Here is a 19,408-nt window from a genome sequence, read left to right as displayed (position 1 = left end):
CCGCCGTCACTTGACGATTCGCAAGAGAAAGGAGAGCCGCTCCGCGCGCCGCTTGACTCCTTCATAGGCTAACCGTATCGAGCCGCCGCACATCAGGCGGCGACGATGATTGCAGGCGAGTTCATTCCGGTCTGGCACCACCATGGCGTGCGGTGAGGGAAACCGCGCCCAGGGTCCGGGGCAGTGACCGACCTGGCAAGGCGTGGAACCCCCGCGCCGTGACGGCCCTCTCCGTCTCCTCCCCTGCACGCTCCGGTATGCGCTGGTTGCTCGCGGCGTCCGTGCTTGGCGCCGTGCTGTGCGCCTTCGCAGCCGAGTTCATTCTCCGCGAGATCACCTACCTTCCCGGCCAGTGGCGCCCCGACCCCGTGCTCGGCCTCACGCGGCCGCCGCACAGCCTCGTCTTCGTCGGTCTCGAGGGCGGGGTGAAGCTGCGGTTCGACCGGCATGGACTGAACAACGACGACGCGGTGTGGGACGCAGCCGCAGGCGCCGTCGCGCTGATCGGGGACAGCTTCGTCGAGGCTGTCGAGGTTGCGCGCGGGCAGAACATGACCAGCCGCCTCGCGGAAAGCATCGCGCCGGTGCGCGTGCTCAATCTCGGCCGTGCCGCGGCAACGCCGCAACTGCTTCCTGCCCTGCTCGAGGGTGTCGACGCCGCTGGCGCGCTCGGCCTCGTCGTCATGGTGGTATCGACAACCGATGCCGGCGAACTTCGCGGCGCAGCGCAGGCGATGAGCGCGGAGGAGCGCGGGCGCTGCCCGGTCGCGCGGCAGGGCGGGGGCGGAACCGGGGCACTCGCCAGCGCGCAGGAGGTCTCGGCCCTTGCCGCGCGCATTGGGAGCCGCCTGCGCGAGACCCGGCGACGGATTGCGGGAACCATCGCCTTCGCCCGACCGCGCCAGGCCGTCGCGGGCGCGGGGCCCGACCATGCGGCCGAGGACGCAGCCGCCGCGCAGCTTCTCGCGGGCTGCCTCCGCCGGCTCTCGGCGCGGCATCGTGTCGTCGGCGCGCTCCTGCCTCCCGTCACGCTCGGCGACAGCACGCGCGCCGTGCGGCTTGGGGGCTGGCGGCGCGACGCAGCGATGCACCAGGCCGGCTTCGATGCCGCCGCCATCCCGCTGCTGGTTCCGCCCGACGCAGTGATCTCGCGGTTCGCCGCGGCGCCTGCCGTCGCCGGCTTCGCGAACGCCGTGGTGGGCGAGGGGCACCTGAACGAGGAGGGTCACCGCGTCGTCGCCGCATGGCTCGCCTCGGCGCTTGCGGGGCATCTCCCGCGATGATGTTCAACGGGCTCGAGTTCCTGGCCTATCTCGCCGCGCTCGTCGTGGTGTTCGCCGTCACGCCGTGGCGCACGGGGCGCAAGCTCGTCCTGATCGCCGCAGGGCTCGTCTTCTATGCGAGCTGGGATGCCGCGTTCCTTCCGGGCCTGTTGGTCTATGCCCTGCTCGGGTGGGGCGCGGGACGGGTGATCGACACGCTTGAGGAGGATCGGCGCCGCGCCGCCGCCGGCGTGGCGGTCGCGCTCACCTTCGTCGCCGCGCTGGGCTGGTTCAAGTATCGCCGCTTCCTCTCGCTGCAGCTGGCGGCACTCGGGCTCGGCAGCGGCATCGAGGCGCCGCTCGCGCCACTCGGCATCTCGTTCTTCACCTTCGAGATCGTCAGCTACGTGATCGACGTGAAGCGTCGCGACACGAGGCCGTTCTGCACGCTGCTCGATTTCTGCGCATTCCTCATGTTCTTCCCGCGCATGATTGCGGGGCCCATCGTGCGGCCCGCCGATTTCGCGCGCCAGCTCGAGGATCCGCGCGCACTGAGGCTGACCGACCCGTTCAAGGCGGCGGAGCTCTTCGTGATCGGCGCCGTGCTCAAGGGGGTGATCGGCGATGCGCAGGTGGGCTTCGTCGATGCGGTGTTCCGCGAGCCGTGGCTGTTCACCTCCTCGACCGCGGTGCTCGCCGCCATCGCCTACGGTATCCAGATCTTCTGCGACTTCGCCGGCTACTCGCTGATGGCCTCGGGGCTGGCGCGCCTGTTCGGCTTCACCATGCCTTGGAACTTCGACGCGCCCTATGCCGCGCGCTCGATCACCGAGTTCTGGCGGCGCTGGCACATGTCTCTGTCGTTCTGGCTGCGTGACTATCTCTACATCCCGTTGGGGGGCTCGCGCGGCAGCCATGCCGCGACCTGCCGGAACCTGATGGTCACGATGCTCCTCGGCGGCCTCTGGCACGGGCCGGACTGGACCTTCGTCCTCTGGGGCGGCGCGCATGGCGCGCTGCTGGCGGCCGAGCGCACCTGGCGCGTGCGCGAGCTGCCAACTCCACCACGCGCCCTCTCCACCGCGCTTACTCTCCTGATCGTGCTCGCGCTGTGGATCCCCTTCCGTGCGCCAGGCCTTGCCGGCACCTGGGCGATGGTCGCAGCGATCGCCGGTCCCGGCGCGGGGATGACCACCTGGCACTCGCCCTGGACGCTGCTCGCGCTCGCCGCGATGCTTCCGGCCCATGTGCTCTACGAGACACGGCCGGCCTTCCGCGACCTGTTCGACCCGACCGCGCCCGAGCGCCGCGCGGGCACCACGGCGCTTGCCCGCGCCGTGGGCGTCGGCGTCGGAGCCTGGTGGCGGTCATCTGGACGCAGCGGACAGAGAACGCGTTCATCTACTTCCAGTTCTGAGGTGCGGATGCGCGCCGCGCTGGTGCTTGCCGCGTCTCTGTTGGCCGGCGCCGCCGCAGCGGTGCCGCTCCCCGAGCCGCCCGATCGCGCCATCCTGCCCGTGGTCGGACGCGAAGCGGCGGTGACGCTCGCCGGCACGGGCCAGGCTCCGGCAGCGCTCGTCGTCAGGCTGCTGCGCGATGACGGAACGGCGGTTCCCGTCCGCGCCGTCACGCGCACGCTGCCCGATCGGTGGGAGGTGCAGCTCACCGTTCCGGCGGGCGGGTGGTATCGGCTCGTCGCGCGGGGGGGCGGCGAGGAATGGGTCGGCACCAGGCGCTTTGCTGCCGGGCTCGTCATCGCGATCACGGGACAGAGTCAGGCCGACGCGTTCGTGCGCGAGATCGGAGCCCCGCTCGGCTCGGCGCAGGCACGCGATCCTCTGCCTGCGGGCCTCGTCTCGTCCGTCCTGATTCCCGCAGGCGGGGCAGGGCCCTGTACTGGCGATCACAGCGCACGCTGGGTGCCGGCGGATGATCGCCGCGCGAACCAGATCGGCGCGCGCGCCTTCGCCGAGCGCCTCGCGGCGCATGCGTCGATGCCCGTTGCGCTTCTCGCCACGGCGTGGGGTGGCGTCGGAATCGAGGCCTTCGCCACGCAAGGGTGCCTCGCGCAGCGCATCGCCGCCTTCGGCCGTGCCGCCGATGGCGTGCATGCGGTTCTGATGCTCGGCCACGGCACGACGGATGCGTGGCGCGGCACGGCGCGCGAGACCTATGCGGCAGGCCTCACCGCGTTTGCGCGGGTGATCGCCGAAGGCGTCCCTGGTGTCGGCGGTGCAGCGCCGCTCGCCGCGCTCGCCCCTGCCTCACGTCAGCACGCACCGCTCACCATCGCACGCTCGGCGTGGCTTGCCCGCGCGCTGCTCCCGGCCGGAAACGCCGAGACGCTCGCGACATCGCTCGGCTTTGCCGCGCCAGCACGGGCGCCGCGCTTCGAGGCCGGCCTGCGTTCGGTACGCACCGCGCAACTCGATGCGATCGAAACCGGTCTGTTCCGTTTCGGCGGGGCGCTCGATGCCGTGCCAGTGCGGGCGGACGGCGTGCACTGGGCGGAGGCCGCGCACGCCGAGGCGGGGCGGGCACTCGCTGACGCGATGGCCCATCATCTCGGTTTCTCCGACAGGAACCCGCGCGGCCCGGCGTTGAGCGAAGCGCGCAGCGACGGGAGGCGCATCGTCCTCCGCTTCGAAGGCGACGCGCCTCTGGCGCCGCCGCCCCGCGGGCGCCGGCCCTGTTGCATGGTCGTCGAAACGCCGGACGGCCGGCGCATTCCCGTGCTGCACGCCGCGCCGCTCGACGACCCCTTCGCGATGCTTCTCACGCTCGGCTACACGCCGCCGGCCGGAACCCGCGTTCTGCTCGGCCCGCCGGGCGCTGCAGGCCCGTTCGAGGCAGGCAACGATCTTCGCGATGTGCTTGGCCGCCCGACGATGATCGATCCGATCGGCGTTGCCGTCATACCGCAGGCGAGGTGACGGTCCAGGATGTAGGGCATGGGTGAGTGTCGCCGTGACCGGCACCGCATCACGGTTGACCCAGGCGCGCAGCGGGGCGGGTGAGGCTGGTGCCGACACGCGGATTTGAACCGCGGACCTACTGATTACGAATATGCGGACATGATCCGCCGCACACCGCAACGAGCCACCAAATGCCTTGTCCTTATAGGGGTCCGCGCATAAGGTGGTCGCCACGAACCGCCACGCGGACCCGCTGCGGACCTTGCCGCCGGGTCCGCATGGGGTCCGCGACAAAGGGGCGCCCCATGCCGAAACTGACCGACCGCTACCTGCGAACCCTGGCCCCCGAGGCCGGCGCCAAGGACCGGCTTGTGTTCGATACGGACTGCCGGGGGCTTGGCGTGCGGGCCACCGCTGCCGGCGCGCGGATCTTCCTCGTGCAATGGACGGACGCGGCGACGAAGCAGAAGCGCCGCGAGACGCTCGGCACCTGGGGCAGCATCACGATTGAGCAGGCACGCGAGGCTGCGCGGGCGCGGCTTGGCGACGTGGCGAAGGGCATAGACCCGCGCGCCGTCCGCCTCGTGCAGCGCGAGGCGGCCGAGCGCGACAAGGCCGAGCGCGCCCTGACGCTGGCCGCGCTAGTGGACGACTGGGGCAAGCTGCATCTCGCGAACAAGCGCCCGCGCTATGCGGCGGAGGCGCAGCGGGCTATCAAGCACGCCTTCGCCGCGCACCTGAAAAAGCCCGCCGCGCGGCTGACGAAGGCCGAGGCGGTGGCCGTGCTGGACGGGCTGACGAAGGCCGGCAGCGCGGCCATGGCGGGCCGCACGATGGCCTATGCGCGCGCCTGCTACGCCTGGGCGGAGAAGCGGGGCAAGGTGCCCGGCAATCCCTTCGCAGCCCTGCCTATTGGCGCCGGCATTGTCGCGCGCGAGCGCGTGCTGACGGCAGAGGAAGTCGGGCGGGTGTGGAACACGGCCAGCGCGATGCCGGAGCCGTGGGGACCGTTGTTTCGCGTCCTTCTGACGACGCTGGCGCGCCGCGACGAAGTGGCCGGCATGCGGTGGTCGGAACTCTCGCCTGACCTTGCGATCTGGACCATTCCGGGCTGGCGAATGAAGCGCGGCCAAGAGCATGTCGTGACGCTACCCGAAGCGGCGCGCGATGCCTTGCGCGCGGTGACTCGGATCAAGGGGCAGGACCTCGTGTTCAGCACCACGGGCAAGACGCCTGTCTCGGGCTTCACCAAGGCCAAGGCGGCGCTGGACCGAGCGGCGAAGGTGACGGGCTGGCGCCTGCACGACATTCGCCGCACGGGCGTCTCGGCGCTGGCCGCGATGGGCGTCAACCCGGTCGTTGCCGACATGCTGCTCGCGCATCAGCCGACGCGGCTTTCCACGGTGGCGCGCGTCTATCAGCGGCACGACTTCGCGCCCGAGCGCGCGGCGGCGCTGCGGGCCTGGGCGGAGCATGTGCAGAGGTGCGCAGACTCGCGAGCTTCCGACGCGATGAACATCCTCAGCATCGAGAACGAGAGGGCACGCCGAGGCGCGGCATGACCAAGGGTGGCGCCGCGCAATCACGAGCGCGCAAGGGGAGACCGCGCGCGGTTAAGCCGCCTCCGGGCGAGCCGGCAATCCTTCGCAGGGGGACTTTCATTGGTGTGGAAACCCTGCACGAGATCGCAAAGCAGAACGGGCTTGAGATCGTCGCCGACGAGAAGGCCACGTGGCTCAGCGCGCACTTCATCAACAGTGCAACGAAGGACTTTGCTAATGCGCGGGTTGCAGAGAAAGAAGACGACCCGCCGGGTGCGCGGCAAGAGTGGTGTGCAGGCGTCGCGGAGGCATGCAGGCGCGTAACTGTAGCATTCGGTGAGCAGGGCTCTCGCTTCCGCCATCGTGTCCATTCGCACCTCAAGGCGGGGATACCGCCCGACAGTGGCGAGACCCTTAAAGCGTTCCGGGAGATGCGCCACCTGCTGATGGGTGGCTTTGGGCCGGATTGGAGGCAGCACCTCGACAGCAACATCGAGCCGAAGGTTACCGAGCTGCTCTATCTCGGGCTTCCGCGCTTTGTCGATTTCGCGCGCGCGCTCGGCATGATCGCGGAGCACGCCGAGAACCACTGGGGCAAGCAGGTAAAGACGCCGGGCGGTAGCCGGCGGGATAAGCTGCGGATCAACAATGCGATGCGCCTGGCCGCCGAGTATCGGCGCCTCTTCGGCACGCTTCCCACCGTATCATATGCGTATCGGCCAGAGATTGACCCGAAGCGCGAAACCGTGCCCGGCGGCCCCGCTGTTGAATGGTTCCGCTCGCTGCTCTTGACCATCGAAGGCGCCGAATACACGCGGGATCAGATCGCGCATTGGATCAACTCGGGCGTCAAGGAACTGCGCTCTTACGATCGAGACGGTATTGCCGATCATTCCTGAATTTCCGGGAATGATCCGCATTTTCCAGCGCCGCCTTCTGTTGTGGTCACGTCCATACGGCGGCGCGCTAGTGCGCCGTGCGCCCTGGGGTGGCGAGTGACCCCGGAGACGTAACCGGCATGATCGAACTGCTTTCCGAACGTGATCTGCGAGACCGCTACGGCATCCCCGAGCGGACCTCGCAGCGGTGGCGCATGACGGGCGATGGCCCGCCCTACGTGCGCCTTGGTGCACGGCGTGTCGCCTATCGGCGCGACGACGTCGAAGCGTGGCTTGATGCCCGCACCTTCCCGCATCGCGCGGCCGAGACCGCGAGCGCGGCCGGCTGAAAAAAGACCCCCGCGCGGGGCTGCCGGCGAGGGTCGGAAGGCGGAATCAGTCTTTGCACGCTCAACATAACCGCCTCTGGTCAACGTTTCCAGCGTCCCGCGCCCCATCGACGGAGGCGCAGTTGCGCAACCCCACTTACCTCCCCCGCATCACTGATGGCGGCGTCACCACACACTGCCCCACGTGCGGACTACGGCGGCAGCCGAGGCGCCGGCTCCCAGAGCCACCCCCCTTGCCCCTGTTCATCTGGGCGCGGCAGCGCGAAGCGGGGCGGCAGCACTACGGCCGCGTCGTGCTCCTGCACGGTTGCTGCGACGAAAACGGAAACCCGCGCGCGGCGCTGATCCTGCCTGGCCAGCGGACCCCGCGAGCATTTCGGTCGATTGGCGCCGCGCTCGCGGCTCAGCGTAAAGCGGAGGGCTGGCGATGACGTCGCGCGAGATCGCCGCCCGTCTCGGGCTTCGGCGGGTGAGGCCGGCTGAGTGGCGTGGCACCTGTCCGGCCTGCGGGTATGTCGCCGCCTGCGTCCTGAGCGAAGGGCGCGACGGTGCCCCGCTTCTGTGGTGCGCGTGCTGCCGCGACAGGAAGGCCATGGGCGCGGTTCTGCGCGGCGAGGGCTACCAGCATCCCGCCCAGCGTGACCGCATTCCAGCGCGTTCCTCGGGCCAGCGCGAGGCATGGGCGCGCGCGATGTGGCAGCGCGGTCAGGCTGCGGCGGGAACGGTTGTTGACCGTTACCTGGCCGCGCGCGGGCTCGCCCCTGTGACTGGTGGTGCGCTGCGCTACCTGCCCGCCGACCGGCACACTGAAAGCGGACACGTTGGCCCGGTGATGCTGGCCGCAGCCTGCGACGTGGCGGGAACGATCAGGGCCACACATCGCACATGGCTGCAGCCTGACGGCGCCGGCAAGGCGAGCGTTGACCCGCCCCGAAAGACGCTCGGGCATCCGCTCGGTTGCGCCGTGCGGCTGATGCCGGCGATTGACGAGGTGGTGCTGGCGGAGGGGCTCGAAACTGCGCTCAGCGCGTCGGTGCTGTTCGGTCTGCCCGCATGGGCTTGCCTGAGCGCAGGCGGGCTCGAAGCCGTGCGGCTACCGGAGACCATCCGCGATGTCGTCATCGCGGCTGACCGCGACGTGCACGGCGAGGGCGAGCGTGCGGCCGAAACGCTAGCGATGCGGCTGGCAAGAGAGGGGCGCGCAGTGCGCATCGCGCTCCCCAACACGCCGGGAACCGATTTCAACGACTTCCTGATCGAAAGGAGCAAGCGCCATGTCTGACGCTGTGACGATCCGCGATGTGCGCGCTGTGGCGCCGGTGACTGCCGCCGAGCTTCTGGCGATGGACCTGCCGCCGCGCGAAATGCTGTTCGACCCGGTGATCCCGACGAGCGGACTCGTGCTGCTCTACGGGCCGCGCGGCATGGGCAAGACGTATGTTGCACTCTCCATCGCCTACGCCGTGGCCAGCGGCGGCGGCGCATTGCGATGGCAAGCACCTAAGCCGCGCCGAGTGCTCTACCTTGACGGAGAGATGCCGGCCGCGACGCTGAAAGAGCGGCTGCGGGCCCTCGTGCTCGCCAACGACAGGCGGCCGCCCGACGACGAATTCCTCCGCTTCCTTCCAGCCGACTTGTTCGAACTCGGCCTGCCGAACATCGCAAGCGAGGAAGGCCGCGCGCTGATCAAGCGGTGCTCGGCGGACGTTGACCTCGTGATCCTCGACAATCTGTCATGCCTCGCGTCCGGCATGCGCGAGAACGAGGCCGACGATTGGCAGCCCATGCAGGACGTGTTGCTCAGTCTGCGCCGCGCCGGGGTCGCAGTGCTGACGGTCCACCACGCCGGCAAGGGCGGGCAGCAACGCGGCACGTCTCGCCGCGAGGATGTGATGGATACGGTGATCGCGCTTCGTCGCCCTGGGGACTACGAGCCGCAGCAGGGCGCGCGCTTCGCGGTGCATTTGGAGAAGGCGCGCGGGATCACGGGCGACGGTGCCATCCCTTTCGAGGCGCGGTTGACCGAGGCTGAGGGCGGCGGGCTCGCATGGGTGGTGGCGGACCTTGCGACTGCGCAGCGTGACCGGGCGCTGACGTTGCTGGCCGAAGGGCTGAGCTTGCGCGACGTCGCCGAGGAAACCGGACTCAGCAAGAGCGCCGTACACCGCATTAAGCGGGCCAATGGTGCTGACGATGCCCGCCACTGACCTGCGCGCGCTGGCCCGGCGGCGCACGGCAGAAGCCCTTGAGGCGGGACGCAGCGCGGTTCCGAAGCCACACTGTCCCACTGTCCGACCCCCTAGGAGCGGGACGGCGGGACACATGCCCATGAACATAGGATTTCTAACGGTTTCCGCTGTCCCACCGCGACCTGCCGGCAAGGGCGGGGCGGGACAGCCGCAGTCGGTGACGCTCGCCGCAGCGAAACTTTCTGCGATGGTGCGCGAACATGGCCCTGCACACCCTGATGCGCTGGCCGCTGCCAAGGCGGTGCTGGCTGCGTGCCGAGGCATCACTGCGAACATAGACGGCGACTGGCTGGACAACGGCCTTGAGAACAGTGGCCATCAGGTCTGGCGACTGGACGCGCGCGCGGGCGCAGGCGGCTAGCCAAGTGATTTACTAGCTGAGCAGGAGAGGGTGACGCGTCATGAGGCGGGCCCTCCAAACAACCTAGGGCACATGGTCAATCGCACTCGATGCGGTGCCGGTCCTGCGACCTTATGGCGGCGTCAGCGGGCAGGTTCCGGCGACGAAGTTTCGCCCGGTCTTGTTGTAGCGCAAACAGGTTCAGCGAACCGGGTGCTGGAGGAAGGCCAGGTAAAGCAATCGTCGCAAGACAAGCTCCAAATCCGGGTCTGCCTTTAGGATCTCCAGCGCTGACCTGCAGGGAGAAATGTGTGCATGTGCAGGGTGAAAACCCGCCCCTGTGTCAGTTTCATCAAGCACACAGAGAAACTGCCCTGAGACGTCAGTAACGGTGAGTTTCCGCACCTGCTCAGCCGTAACTGCGTAAACCGCGTGGATTTGTTGCCCCACGGGGATCCGGATCTGTCGAACCGCCGCGTCGTGGTCAAGACTTTGCGCCCCCCCTACGCGCCAGACCGAGAGCGTGCCGTTCGGAAAATCACTGGCCTTGATGAAGCTGATTTTCACGCCATTGTTGCCGATGTGCATGGGGTCGAACGCTGCGCGATACAGCATCTCGTGGTCTTGCACGGGCCCAAGGGAGCGAGTATCAACTTGGCTCCGTTCAAGGATGCAGCGGCCATGAGGGCAGCTCATCAGCCAGCAATCAGATCCCAAACCCGTGGATCCTGTAGTCTGCGAGATAAACTTTCGATTGTACTGGCCGGAAATCGCCAAGGGCTGTACGTCGAAACGGGGTATTCCACTAGCACACCGACTGCCTCGCCATCCGATCGAAAGTGGAGGGTAAACGAGCACTTAAAGTCAGCGCGCAGCCAGCTGAGCGTGACTTCGCCCGTTTCCGGGTCCACTTCGACGTCGGGGCGTCGTGCACCCCGAAGTGGGGCATCAGCAAGCACGCGCAGCGTTGCGATAGCATTGTCGGAAGGAATGACACTCTCGGGTCCGGCCCACCCAGGCCGAAGCGCTTCAAGTGCTCGAATGACCGGCTCAAGCGTAGGTAGCTCGCGCTGAAGCGCGTTCGCTGGCTCCATGGCCGATTTATGAATGTAAAATCGGCGAAGAGCATTAGTTGACGCAGTCCAATTCCTCACGAACGACTTGGGGGACTCTAAGATCGCGCGGGAAGATGGCTCTTCCAGTGAGATTAGGAAGTCGCCAATCGGTTCGTAGATAGATTCAGAATGCGAGCGACTCGCATTCGTCGCAGAAACCGTCGCTTGCACAATGCCGTCGCGCGCCCATCGGAATCTGGGTAGCAATCCTGTTGACCCACTGGTCGTAGCGCCAGACGGAGCGGAATCGGCAAGCTGATCATGCATATTGACCTGTCGAACATTAGATGCGTCGCGACTACGCCAGAACAACGCGGGCGCGGCGCCACTGCTATTGCTGGGTACATCACAAAAATTCTTGCCGATTGGCGTCATGCGAATAGTCCTTTATAACCTTCCTGCATTAGTCTAGTAGCCTCGTCTGCAAGTTCGCCAAACACACTAATCACATCTTCTTGTCGGTACGGCTCCGCCCTTGGAACTGTGTTGATATCGACTGTAAACGCTGCAACATGGAATGTGGATACCGGCCGCGTCAGCCAGGGGGTATCAGTTCTGGATTGAAAAATTTCTTGCACTGCAATCGCCCACCTGCAAAGACGATTCATTTGGACACCAGGATGCTTTTTTAGTGTTTGCCGTATATTTATCGCGAACTCTAAATCAGCGGCGTTTTCGGGCACCTGCTGCAGTTGAGCCGCACTGCCAACCAACTTCGCTGCCTCATGAGCGGATGCAACTTTTTCCAACAGCTGCAAGACGCACGCTATACGCAGGACAGCTTGCCCAGCGCAGAGCGGATCGGCATAGCGTTTAAGGAGGCCGAGCGCGGCAGGGATGTCGCGAATGGCGGGCGCGGGTTCCGCACTGTCGAATGCCGTTACTATGAGTTCGATACGTCCGGGTTGGGATTGCAAAGTGAATTGATGAGCATCGACCGTGCCCGTAGCTTGGGGACCAGGGGCACCGGGCGGGCTTTTTTGAAAATGATCGGGCGACGAGCCGAACGCCTGCGTCCAAAGTTGTAGAGCGTCAGCTACGGTCGGCTGCTGCTTGAACAGCACCATGTGTAACGCTGCACCTTGCCACGCCACCTGAACTTTCCCCGATCGCTCCGACCCAAGCCATAGTAGGTGCCTTCCGGTCGCCTTTGCTAGACTTCACAGCTTCGCAGAGGCTTGGCAGTACGCACCCGATGAAGGCGTCCACAGAAATCACCAACCAGTGTAGGGCGCAGCAAACGGACGGCAATAAGCACCGCCGGGCATCTTGAAGCGGAGGCCAGGCGCGCCGGCCGCTTCAGTGTCGTTATGGGTAGAGGGTGACGATCGGGCGCTCCGGAGTGATCGCCGGGCGCCGGTCCGGCGTCTCCGTAACCGCATTCAGTGGCGCGATCAGCAGCGGGAAGGTTAGTGCTTATCGCGCCCCAAGCAGAGAGCATCTACTGAACCGCACCCGAATTGATTACCTTAGACACAAAGTCTTGGGAGACACGGCGGACCGCTGCAGATGCGGCGGCGCCGAGCGCCTGAGCGCCTGCCGCGCAGTCTCCAGGTCGTTCGTCCGTTCCAGTCCCAAGCAAAAGACCTCTGTAAGCTTCACGTCCGCCGGCGCCAGTGACCTCCACGTTCAACGAAATCTCAACACTCGCAGACGCGGTCGACTGCCAGAACCCGGGGTGGAACGAGAGCCTTGCCGTTAGAGCGTCGGAGAGCACCACTATCCGTGCTTCTCCAGGGCGGGGCGACTCCCCGGCTGGCCCAGTCCTTGTGTTCGGGAACGCTGCAACAGTGGCGCGCCGAAGTGATGAACTGATCGCGTCACTCATATCCAAGGGGTAGGTGTGTGCTGAGCACGTGACGCCAGTGACTCGAGCAGTGCGCGCGCTGGCGAAAGCGTCGTCGGAGGTAGCAAGGAGTATGGGCGCGTTGGAGGTGCGGCTCGCCATGACCATGGCCGCACCTGCAACACTTGGTTCGACGGAAGCTTCATGCACGCATCCCGGCGCGACCGCTAAGGCGAAAAGTGCAAACACCCTCCGAATCATATGCAAACCCTCCCGAGGTGAAGACGACTGAGATCGAGGAGCGTTTGATACCAGCAGATGTGTCAACCTTCGGTTATGCTGCCTGCGGCTTCGGGAACTAGACCGACACGATGCGGCCTCGTTGTGCGTGCGCGAGGCCAGCGGAAGAGTCCTGCCGTGTTGCGGCGTGCACTGTTCCTCGTTTGTATCGCGGCGCGCGCGGGCGCAGCCCTCGCCCTGCCGCAACCCATCGTCACTGGCCAGTCTTCAGTCATCGACGGTGATTCTCTGGAAATTACGGACAGAGCATCCGCCTGCACGGGATAGACGCGCCCGAGCTAAGGCAATCGTGCGTCAGGCCGTCGGGCGAAAAGTGGGAGTGCGGCAAGGAAGCGGCTGAAATGTTGCATCTGCGCGTGCGTCTGCGGATGGTGCACTGCGTGCCGCTCAGCCGAGACCGCTACGGGCGCGTGGTCGGCCGCTGCACGTTAGACGGCAGCGACTTGGGCGGATGGATGGTGCGGCAGGGATGGGCGCTGGCGTTTCGCCGATATGGCCTGGACTACGTCGCGGACGAAGCTGAAGCGGAGCGTGAGCGTCGCGGGATGTGGTCCGGAAGCTTCGATAAGCCTTGGGATTGGCGGCAAGGGTGGCGTGAATAGTCTAGCGATCCGGCGGAGAGCGAGATGGACCACGACGACGAACCGGCAATTACCAATGTTAACCGCTTATGCGGATCCAGGCTCGCGCCTTGTACCGCCGCCTTGAGCCGTCGACGGCGGCGGTGATCTGACCGGACGCATAACCACCCATCCCGACATCTCGATGTGCTCGGCTAGGACTTCGGCAACGATGCGGGCCGATAGCTCGTGAGCGTGCCGGTGCGCCTGGCCGCTCTTCCGGAACCTGAGGGCATAGGAAAAGGCTGCAGCAAGGCTGGCGCGATCAACGGGGACGAGTTTCTCATCGGTCATCCTCCAAGCCTAGGCGCCACAAGCGAACATAACAAGAACATCCAATTCTTCGGTGGCGTCCCCCACCGGACGCGCGCGCGGGCAGAACACCCTTTTCGGATCAGAGTCGCGAGCCGCCGGGTCCGCGTGGGGTCCGCGCGGAAACTCGGCGCTGTGGATAAGCTTGCTAAGTGCTGGTGCCGACACCCGGATTTGAACCGGGGACCTACTGATTACGAATCAGTTGCTCTACCGCTGAGCTATGTCGGCGACACAGGCTTCGGCTCGGAGACGGGCGGTGCCGGCTCCGATCCGGGGGCTTCTACGCTGCGTCGCCGGTCGGTGCAAGCGCCGGTGACGCGGCCCCGCCAAGCCCCCAGACGTCCCCGGGCGGGCCCTTGCGGATCGCGGCGACGAGGCTGCGAACCTCCTGACGCGCCGCCACATGGCTCATGGAGAAGGACACGCCAACGCCTGCCTCCTTCACGTCCATCAACGTCAGCCCCTGGAGGAAGAGCTCGCGGAAGATCACCCGCTCGCCGAAGCCACGCACGGTGCGGAACCCGATGCGCTTGGCGAGCACGTCGAGTGTCGCGCCCACGTCCTTCTTGTTGCGCGCCTCGGCCGAACCGAGCCGGTTGCGCATCACGATCCAGTCGAGGCGCCCGCGATCGCGCTTGAAGCGCGCCTTGCGGGCCTCCCACACCATCTCGCTGTAGACGGACGGGCTCACCACCGCATGGTCGTCGGGGTCTACGCGCGCGAGCATCGAGAAGTCGACAAAGCTGTCATTGATCGGGGTGATCAGCGTGTCCGCCCTGGCATGGCCAAGGCGAGACAGATGCGTGTCGGAGCCGGGGCTGTCGATCACCACGAAGTCGTTGGCGGTCGAGAGTTCGGCCATGGCGGCGGTGAGCGCCGCGTCCTCCTCGGCCTCTGCGTCCGCCCGGCGGTCTGCCTCGCTCCGGTGTACCGCGCGCGCCTCGGGAAGCGGCAGTGCCACGCCCTTGGCTGCGGCGAAGGCGGCGCGCGCCTCGATGTAGCGCGTTAGTGTCGCCTGGCGTGCATCGAGGTCGATCGCGCCGACGCGGTAGCCCTCGCGGAGCAGGGCGACGATCACGTGCATCGCGGCGGTGGACTTGCCCGACCCGCCCTTCTCGTTGCCGAGCACGATCACATGCGCCCGGCGGTCCACCGTCACGCTCGCCATGGCGTGGGCCTCAGAGTCCGGGAACGGGAGGGGGAAGGGCGAGCGTGCGCTCCGGCGGCGGGGGTGCGCTGCCCCAGCGGAGGGAGGCGACGGCCCCGCACGATGAGCAAACGGGCGCCCAGGCCTCGTGCCGCGTGCCGCACGCGGCGCACCACCAGCCAGGCTCCTGCGGCGCGGCGGCGGCCTCCCGCAGATGCAACTCAGCTTCCGCGCGGCCTGCCTCGGTGGCCGGGTTCTCCGCAGCGGCGATCTGCGAGAGCAGGGCGAAGACGCGCCGGTCGTCGAGCCCGGCCTCCTTCGCGCGCGCGGCGTGGGACCGCGCCTTCTGCCAGAGCTTCGCCTCGAACGCTGCCTGGGCTGCCATCAGCTCCGCCTCGCCCGACCCGTTCGCGTAGCTCGCGAGCGCCTCGACGCGTCTGGAGCGGGCCTCCTCGTCCTCGCCCGGGCGTGGCGCGAGGGCGAGGGCAGCGAGTATCGGGTGCGCGGCGGTCACGATGCCGCGCTCGAGCGCCGAGTTGGCCCGCCGCCTCTGCCCCTGCGCCTCGAGAAGGGCGACGCGGGCGGCATGGGCGGGCGCGAGGTCCGGGGCGAGCTCGACCGCCTCCTCGACCATCCGGAGCGCCGCCTTCTGGTCCTTCTCCTCCGCCGCGGCGCCGAGCAGAAGCGCGGCGCGGCGGTGGCCCTCCTCCGAGCCCTTCGGCGCGGAGGGCAGAAGCGTCAGCGCGGTGCGCCAGTCGCCCTGCCGCGCGGCAGCGTCGAACACCAGGGCTCGGGCCCATTGCGCATCGGGTCGCATCGCCAGGGCCGCACGCCCTGAGGCGGCGGCCTCGTCCTTGTCTCCTGTCTCGAACGCCAGCGCGGCAAGCCCGCGATAGCCGAGGAAGGCGCCTGGCGGGCCGATCTCGGAAAGCCGGCCGAAGGCCAGTTTGGCGCGGGCATCGTTGCGCTGGGCTCGCGCAGCATGGCCTTCCACGAGCAGGGTGAGCGGCGTCTCGCCGACCTTCTTCCGCGCCCGGCCGGCGAGCCGCGCCGCGCCTGCCCCGTCGCCCGCAGCAAGCGCGGCAAGCGCGCCGACGATCGCCTCGTCCCCCTCGTCGCGCCGGCGCATCGCCCGCCGCGCCCGCCGGCGTATGCCGGCAACGCGAAGCCTCACGAGCAGCCGCACCAGCAGCGCGAGCAGAAGCAGAAGCAGGACGGTCGCAAGCCCCGCGAGCCAGAGCGGCGCCTCCACCGCGTAGGCGCCGAAGCGGAGCGAGACGAGCCCCGGGACCGTCATCAGCCACAGCGCGAGCGCGACGGCGAGGACGATCGGGATGAGGATCCGAAGGGCTGTGCGCATCGGCGGTGCCCCCTAGCGCGTGCGCGAGAGGCTGGCGAGCGCCCCTTGGGCGGCAAGCAGCGCCTCCGCCCGGGCAAGCCACGGCGCGAAGGCCTGCGCGGCGCGGCCGGTCAGCGACTTGCCGGCCGCGACGGCTGCGGTGACATCGCCTGCCGCGAGCGCTCGCTCTGCCGAGGCGAGCTTCTGGGCGGCCGTGCTGCCGACGATCACCTCGTCGCCGCGCCGCACCGTCAGGAGGCCGGAGAGCCGCGAGGTCGCGCGCTCCCACACCCCGTCTCCCTCCGCTTCGGCGGCGCGGATTGCGGCCTGCGAGGCCTCGGGGAAGGAGAGGCGGAGCTCGGCCAGCGTCGGCGGCGGGCGTTCCGCGAAGGCGGCGAGCGCGTCGGGCGCGGCCACGCCCTCCGGTAGCTGTGCCAGCGCCGGGCCAAGCGGCCTGCCCTGGTCGAGAGCGGCTGCAACGCTGCCGACGGCCGCGAGCCTCGCCTCGAGCGCGGCGACGGCGGCGGACTGGTCGGCCGGAGCGGGGCGGGATTCGAGCGAGGCGATGCGCCCCTGGAGTGCGGAGATGGCGCTCCGCGCCTGCTCGTCCGCCGGCGAGGGGGCGGGCCGGGCCTCGAGCGCCGCGATCCGCCGGCCGAGCTCGGTCAGCGCGGCGCCGTCTCCCGCCGGGGCGGGCCGGTTCTCCAGCGCGGACAGGCGACGGTCGAGCGTCGCAAGCCCAGCCCGCGCCTGATCATCCGAGCCAGACCCTGCCGCGGCCTGCGACCGGTTCTCAAGCGCGGCGATCCGCTCGGCGAGCTGGGCGATGCGGGGGTCCGGGGTCGCGGCCGGGGCGGGGCGGTTCTCGAGCGAGGCGATGCGCCGCTCGAGCCCGGCAAGCGCCGGGTCGCCGCCGAGGCCCGGGGCTGCAGGGCGGTCGAGCGCGAGCCAGACGAGCCCTGCCGCGAGCAGGACCACGGCGATCCACACCGGAAGGAGGCGCGGCCCCCGGGCGGGTTCCTCCGCGTCGTCCTTGGTGGTCGCTGTCGGGGGTGGCGGGGTCGGAGGGGTCGGCTGGCGGGCGTTGGCGGGGCTGGCGTCAGCGCCCTTCGCTTCAGCCTTCGTCTCTGGCGGCTTTGGCTGGGACGATGGGGGTGGGGGAGCCTTGGCAGCGGCTGGCGGCGCGGCAACGGGAGGGGCGGCAACGGGAGGCGCCGCGACGGGAGGAGGGGGCCCCGCCTTCTCCTCGACCTTGCGCTCGGCCGGCTTCGCCTCGGGCGGCTTGGCTTCGGGCGGACGCGTCACTTCGGGCGGGCGCGTCGCCTCCGGCTTCGCCTCGGCCCTGGTTTCCGGCTTGGCCTCGGGTCTGGTTTCCGGCTTCGCCTCGGGCGGCTTCGGCGCAGCGGCGCTGCCCTCGGGCTTGCCGCTCGACGGGGGCACGCTCGCCTTGCCCGGCTTGGCGTTTCCGTCCGCCCGCTTGTCGTCGGTCATCGCGGCCCCCCTCTCCTCGTTCTCATGCCCCCGGCGTCCCGGCCGAGCAGGGCAAGCATGCTCTCCTGGTCGGGCCGCGACGCGGTCAGAACGGCCCGGAATCCGTATTGGCCAAGCGTCGCCGCGACCACAGGGCTGATCGCGATCGCCGTGATCCCCGGCAGAGTATGCGTCAGCCGCAATGCTCGCGCGACCCTCGCGAAGACGCGGCCGGCCGAGCGGGAGAAGAACAGCGCCGCGGTGACCCTTCCCTCCCGCAGGGCGGAAGCGGCCTTGCCGAGCTCCGGTTGCGCGACGACGCGGTAGGTCACGCGCCGGTGAACCCTGAAGCCACGTCCGCGCAGGTCGACCGCCAGAGGTCGCCCTGCCCCCCGCGCGGTTGCGAGAAGCAGCGGCGCGCCGCCGGGGTCACACAGCCGCGACGCAAGGGCTGCGAGGTCGCGCGCATCGCCCTTCGCGCTCGACACCGCCGTGAAGCCCCGCGCCGTCGCCGCCTCCGCCGTCGCATCGCCCACGGCGAGGAGTGGCAGCCGCCGGTAGCGTGCCGGCAGGTGCCGCACCGCATTGATCGAGCCGACGATAACGGCCTGTATCTCTCCCGGCGGGGGAAGCGAGGCCGGGACCGGCTCGATCGCGAGAAGCGGGGCGGCAAGGCCCTCGCGCCCCATCGCCGCGAGCGCTGCGACGGTCGCGGCCGCTTCCGGTGCCGGACGGGTGATGAGAACGAGCCCCTCGCTGCTCACGGCAGGAAGATGTCGGGCGGGCTGTCGCGGCGCAGGCTTTCCCCGAGAACGCGGCCAAGCGCTTCCGCCTCCTTCGCCGGCCCGTTGATGGCGCGATGCAGAAGGAAGGAGCCGTCAGGGCGCGCGACGAGACCGACGAGATGCAACGTCCCGTCTGCCGCGAGCGCCGCGTGGCCGCCGATCGGCGTGCGGCAGGAGCCGTCGAGGGCCGCGAGCATCGCCCGCTCGGCCTGGCTCACCGCGGCGGCCTCGGGGTCCTCGATGCCGGCAAGGAGGTCATGCAGCTCCGTGTCGGTGGCGCGGACGGTCACGCCGACGATGCCCTGCCCGGCGGCCGGCACCATCGTCGCCGCATCGAGCACCAGCGCGGCCTCCGCCTCGAGGCCGAGGCGTCTGAGCCCGGCATAGGCGAGGAAGGTCGCGTCCACCTCGCCCGAGCGCACCTTGGCGATGCGGGTCGCGACGTTGCCGCGGATGAGCACGGGCCGCACATCGGGCCGCCGGTGCATGAGCTGGGCGAGGCGGCGGACGGAGGCGGTGCCCACGCTTGCGCCCTGGGGGATCGCAGCGAACGGGTCGGATGCATCGGGGGTGCCGCAGCGGGGCCCGAGGATCAGCGCATCGCGCGCATCCTCGCGCGTCATGCAGCAGGCCAGCACGATGCCTTCGGGAAGCGTCGTCTCGAGGTCCTTCAGCGAATGGACGGCGAAGTCGATCCGCCCATCCGCGAGCGCCTCGTGGATCTCCTTGGCGAACAGGCCCTTGCCGCCGATCTCGGCGAGCGCCCTGTCCTGCACCCGGTCGCCCGAGGTGGTGATGGCGTGCTCCTCGAACGCATCGGCCGCGTGCAGGACCGGGCAGAACCGGGTGATCCGCTGCATGAAGAGGCGCGTCTGGGTGCGCGCGAGCGGCGAGGCGCGCGTGCCGACGCGGAGAGGAAGAGCGGAGCGGCCCCCGTGCTTGGGCTTGGTTGGGGCCGGCATTCCGGGCTCGGGCTGGCGTGACATGGCGGGGGTG

General features: G+C 68.8%; 16 protein-coding genes and 1 tRNA gene. 9 read left to right on the top strand and 8 right to left on the bottom strand.

Features of this window, described 5'->3' with window-relative positions:
- The first annotated feature begins 218 nt into the window (after positions 1-218).
- The 8 genes from FIF60_RS13525 to FIF60_RS13490 all read left to right on the top strand — a co-directional run bounded on the left by FIF60_RS13525 (position 219) and on the right by FIF60_RS13490 (position 9,556).
- Positions 219-1,283, top strand: a complete 1,065-nt coding sequence (locus FIF60_RS13525; protein ID WP_144186623.1) for a hypothetical protein — start codon at positions 219-221, stop codon at positions 1,281-1,283.
- A complete protein-coding gene (locus FIF60_RS13520; protein WP_158639214.1) occupies positions 1,280-4,195 on the top strand; it encodes an MBOAT family O-acyltransferase in 2,916 nt (971 codons plus the stop codon). Before FIF60_RS13525 ends, FIF60_RS13520 begins: the two co-directional genes overlap by 4 nt.
- Before the next feature lie 287 nt (positions 4,196-4,482).
- Positions 4,483-5,739: a tyrosine-type recombinase/integrase gene (locus tag FIF60_RS13515; RefSeq protein ID WP_158639213.1), complete on the top strand. Its 1,257-nt coding sequence runs from the start codon at positions 4,483-4,485 to the stop codon at positions 5,737-5,739.
- Positions 5,736-6,617 (top strand): hypothetical protein, encoded by an 882-nt coding sequence (locus FIF60_RS13510; RefSeq protein ID WP_144186620.1) that lies wholly within the window; start codon positions 5,736-5,738, stop codon positions 6,615-6,617. Before FIF60_RS13515 ends, FIF60_RS13510 begins: the two co-directional genes overlap by 4 nt.
- 119 nt (positions 6,618-6,736) lie before the next feature.
- On the top strand, positions 6,737-6,946 hold the full coding sequence (locus FIF60_RS13505) for a helix-turn-helix transcriptional regulator (RefSeq protein WP_144186619.1): 210 nt from the start codon (positions 6,737-6,739) through the stop codon (positions 6,944-6,946).
- 427 nt (positions 6,947-7,373) lie between these two features.
- On the top strand, positions 7,374-8,228 hold the full coding sequence (locus tag FIF60_RS13500) for a DUF7146 domain-containing protein (protein WP_144186618.1): 855 nt from the start codon (positions 7,374-7,376) through the stop codon (positions 8,226-8,228).
- On the top strand, positions 8,221-9,153 hold the full coding sequence (locus tag FIF60_RS13495; protein WP_144186617.1) for an AAA family ATPase: 933 nt from the start codon (positions 8,221-8,223) through the stop codon (positions 9,151-9,153). The genes FIF60_RS13500 and FIF60_RS13495 overlap by 8 nt, the downstream gene beginning before the upstream one ends.
- Before the next feature lie 199 nt (positions 9,154-9,352).
- Complete coding sequence (locus FIF60_RS13490) at positions 9,353-9,556, top strand: hypothetical protein (protein WP_144186616.1); 204 nt, start codon at positions 9,353-9,355, stop codon at positions 9,554-9,556.
- 180 nt (positions 9,557-9,736) lie between these two features.
- Here the strand turns inward: FIF60_RS13490 and FIF60_RS13485 are convergent, their stop codons facing one another.
- Together FIF60_RS13485 and FIF60_RS13480 are read right to left on the bottom strand one after the other, a co-directional pair.
- Positions 9,737-10,150, bottom strand: a complete 414-nt coding sequence (locus tag FIF60_RS13485) for a hypothetical protein (RefSeq protein ID WP_144186615.1) — start codon at positions 10,148-10,150, stop codon at positions 9,737-9,739.
- Positions 10,151-11,021: 871 nt separating this feature from the next.
- Positions 11,022-11,717: a hypothetical protein gene (locus FIF60_RS13480; protein ID WP_144186614.1), complete on the bottom strand. Its 696-nt coding sequence runs from the start codon at positions 11,715-11,717 to the stop codon at positions 11,022-11,024.
- Between the two features lie 1,267 nt (positions 11,718-12,984).
- Between FIF60_RS13480 and FIF60_RS22395 the strand changes: the two genes are divergently transcribed.
- A complete protein-coding gene (locus FIF60_RS22395; RefSeq protein WP_144186662.1) occupies positions 12,985-13,338 on the top strand; it encodes a thermonuclease family protein in 354 nt (117 codons plus the stop codon).
- A 486-nt stretch (positions 13,339-13,824) separates the two neighbouring features.
- On the opposite strand, the gene FIF60_RS13470 is transcribed toward FIF60_RS22395, so the two are convergent.
- The 6 genes from FIF60_RS13470 to hemC form a co-directional block, all read right to left on the bottom strand.
- Positions 13,825-13,899 (bottom strand) — tRNA-Thr (locus FIF60_RS13470).
- 52 nt (positions 13,900-13,951) lie between these two features.
- Positions 13,952-14,839: a division plane positioning ATPase MipZ gene (locus FIF60_RS13465; protein ID WP_144186613.1), complete on the bottom strand. Its 888-nt coding sequence runs from the start codon at positions 14,837-14,839 to the stop codon at positions 13,952-13,954.
- A 10-nt stretch (positions 14,840-14,849) separates the two neighbouring features.
- Positions 14,850-16,178, bottom strand: coding sequence for a heme biosynthesis HemY N-terminal domain-containing protein (locus FIF60_RS13460; RefSeq protein ID WP_144186612.1), 1,329 nt, complete (start codon positions 16,176-16,178; stop codon positions 14,850-14,852).
- Between the two features lie 12 nt (positions 16,179-16,190).
- Positions 16,191-17,648 carry a hypothetical protein gene (locus FIF60_RS13455; protein WP_144186611.1) on the bottom strand — a complete coding sequence of 486 codons (1,458 nt, stop codon included), beginning with the start codon at positions 17,646-17,648 and terminating at the stop codon, positions 16,191-16,193.
- The gene (locus FIF60_RS13450; RefSeq protein WP_144186610.1) at positions 17,645-18,391 is read right to left on the bottom strand and encodes a uroporphyrinogen-III synthase; all 747 of its coding nucleotides are present in this window, start codon (positions 18,389-18,391) and stop codon (positions 17,645-17,647) included. The genes FIF60_RS13455 and FIF60_RS13450 overlap by 4 nt, the downstream gene beginning before the upstream one ends.
- On the bottom strand, positions 18,388-19,398 hold the full coding sequence (gene hemC, locus FIF60_RS13445; protein WP_144186609.1) for a hydroxymethylbilane synthase: 1,011 nt from the start codon (positions 19,396-19,398) through the stop codon (positions 18,388-18,390). The genes FIF60_RS13450 and hemC overlap by 4 nt, the downstream gene beginning before the upstream one ends.
- Positions 19,399-19,408 lie beyond the last annotated feature (10 nt).

The sequence above is a fragment of the Elioraea rosea genome (assembly GCF_007644105.1).
In the GTDB taxonomy this organism is placed as follows: Bacteria; Pseudomonadota; Alphaproteobacteria; order Acetobacterales; family Acetobacteraceae; genus Elioraea_A; species Elioraea_A rosea.
The sequence above is the reverse complement of the archived record's forward strand: the minus strand, read 5'-3'. Positions and strand labels throughout refer to the sequence as shown.